Genomic DNA, 2,036 nt, shown 5'->3' on the forward strand with positions numbered 1-2,036 from the left:
GCGCCGGATCTACGCACGCGGCGCGGAGGGACTGCGGCGGCTCGGCATGCGGGCGCCCTGCCTGCTGAGCGGTTCGCGCGCCGTGCCGGTCGCGTTCTACCTGGGCTGCCGCACCGGGGCGACCGGCGGGATACTCCGGTCGACGACACCGGCCCGCCTCGTCGCCGCCGCACACCGGGAGGCGGCCGGGATCCTGGCGCGCGGCACCTCGCCGCCCGCGTACGCCCTCTCCTGGACCCGTCATCCGCTGCCGGGCCTCGGCCGTCACTGGTCGGTCTACCTCCCGCCCTGGTATCGGCCGTCGTGATCACGAGCCGAGCGGGCGGTCAGCGCAGGTACTGTTCGATCACCGGCGCGACGAGGGCGACGATCTCGTCCGGAGACGCGTTCGCGAGCGTCTCGATCCGTACGACGTGCCGGAGCATGGCGACGCCGATGAGCTGGGCGGCCACCAGCGACGCGCGCATGCGCGCGTCGGCGCGGTCCGACAGGCCGCCGATGATGGTGAGGAGCTCCTCGGTGACGAACTCCCGGAGCATGGCGGCGGCCCTCTCGTTCGACACCGCCGAGCGGACCAGGGCGAGCATGGCGTTCCGGCTGTCGTCGCCGTCGGCCATCTGGAGGAAGACGCGGACGATGGTCCGCGACGCCTCGGGCAGCGTCAGCTCCGGGAGGGCCGCGAACATCTCCGACGGCCGGAACGGCAGTCCCATCGCCGCGGTGAACAGGCCCTCTTTGCTCCCGAAGTAGTGGATCAGCAGGGCGGGGTCCACCCCGGCCTCGACCGCGACCCGCCGGAGCGAGGTGGCGTCATACCCCGACGTGCCGAAGCAGCGCCGCGCCGCGCGCATGATCGCCTCACGCGTCGGCGGAGCCCCCCGCCTACGCCCGGTCCGCGTCAAGAATCCTCCCTCGCCGGAGGACGTGACCGCTGGGGCGTGTTCTCGATCCACTCACTCCGTTCGCTCGTGTGCCGTCCCGCTGTCGCCGAGGATCGCCATGAACGCCTCCTCCAGACCGGCGGGCCGGATCCGTACGGTGACGTCCATGCCGTCACGCTCCAGCAGGCCGGCGACGGTGTCCCGCTCGCCCGGCGAGGCGGGCACGCGCAGCACCGAGCCGTGGGCCTGGACGGCGAAGCCATTGTCATCGAGCGCCTGGAAGGCGCGCATCCAGTCGGCGCAGCGCACCTCCACCACCGTACGGCCGCCGATGACGTCCGCGACGGTGCCCTCGGCCTCGACCCGGCCGGCGACCATCACGTACAGCCGGTCGCACTGCTCGGCCTCCTCCATGTTGTGCGTCGTCACGAGGACGCCCGCCCCCTGTTCGGCGGCCTGGCGGATCTCCTGCCAGAGCCGGGCCGCGCCGAGCGGGCCGACGCCGGACGTCGGCTCGTCCAGGACGAGCAGCCTCGGCTCGTGTGACAGGGCCACCGCGAACGCGACGCGCCGCGCCACTCCGAGCGACAGTCCGCCGACGAGATCATCCTCCCAGTGCCGGAGATCGGCCGGTACGCGGGTGCCCGCGTGACCGAACGCGGAGGCGGCGAACGCCCAGTTCTCCCGGACCGTCATGTCGGAGTACAGGCCGAGTGTCTGGGGGACGTAGCCCACCGATCGCCGCGTCTCCAGCGACGGGCCGGCCCCGAACAGCCGGGCCCGCCCGGCGGTCGGCCGGAGCAGGCCGAGCAGGACCCGGATCAGCGTGGTCTTGCCCGCGCCGTTCGCGCCGAGCAGGCCGACCACCTCCCCCGGGCCGACGGCCATGTCCACCGCGTGCACCGCGGTGAACGAGCCGAACCACACCGAGACCTCCTGTGTCCGCGCGAGCATCGATCACTCCTCGGTCGAATTCCCGGACGGGCGGCCCGTCCCTCGTTCGGCGGCGAGGGCGGCCACGATCGCGGCGTCATGCAGGTCGGGCCGCACCTCCTCCGTCCCCTCCGGCAGGTCGCCCGACGGCGACCACACGCGCCAGCCGGCCCCGCGGCGCCACCACTCGCCGTCCGGGCGCACGCCGTCACCGGCGCGGCG

General features: G+C 73.9%; 3 protein-coding genes and 1 pseudogene. 1 reads left to right on the plus strand and 3 read right to left on the minus strand.

The annotated features are described in order from the left end of the window. A pseudogene (locus ACFFNX_RS48570) lies at nt 1–307 on the plus strand (hypothetical protein); the annotation flags it as partial. Between the two features lie 19 nt (nt 308–326). Here ACFFNX_RS48570 and ACFFNX_RS48575 read toward each other — a convergent pair. The 3 genes from ACFFNX_RS48575 to ACFFNX_RS48585 all read right to left on the minus strand — a co-directional run. After that, on the minus strand, nt 327–851 hold the full coding sequence (locus ACFFNX_RS48575; protein WP_378213226.1) for a TetR/AcrR family transcriptional regulator: 525 nt from the start codon (nt 849–851) through the stop codon (nt 327–329). Nucleotides 852–953: 102 nt separating this feature from the next. Continuing rightward, nucleotides 954–1,835, minus strand: a complete 882-nt coding sequence (locus tag ACFFNX_RS48580; protein ID WP_378213227.1) for an ABC transporter ATP-binding protein — start codon at nt 1,833–1,835, stop codon at nt 954–956. Between the two features lie 3 nt (nt 1,836–1,838). Further along, on the minus strand, nt 1,839–2,036 hold a 198-nt coding region (locus ACFFNX_RS48585), incomplete at its 5' end, for a hypothetical protein (protein WP_378213228.1).

Origin of the sequence: Actinoallomurus acaciae (genome assembly GCF_042429965.1) — a bacterium.
Classification (GTDB): Bacteria; Actinomycetota; Actinomycetes; order Streptosporangiales; family Streptosporangiaceae; genus Actinoallomurus; species Actinoallomurus acaciae.

Coding starts and splice junctions, on each gene's coding strand:
- ACFFNX_RS48575 (WP_378213226.1), bottom strand. CDS start 851: ATGCGCGCGGCGCGGCGCTGCTTCGGCACGTCGGGGTATGACGCCACC.
- ACFFNX_RS48580 (WP_378213227.1), bottom strand. CDS start 1,835: ATGCTCGCGCGGACACAGGAGGTCTCGGTGTGGTTCGGCTCGTTCACC.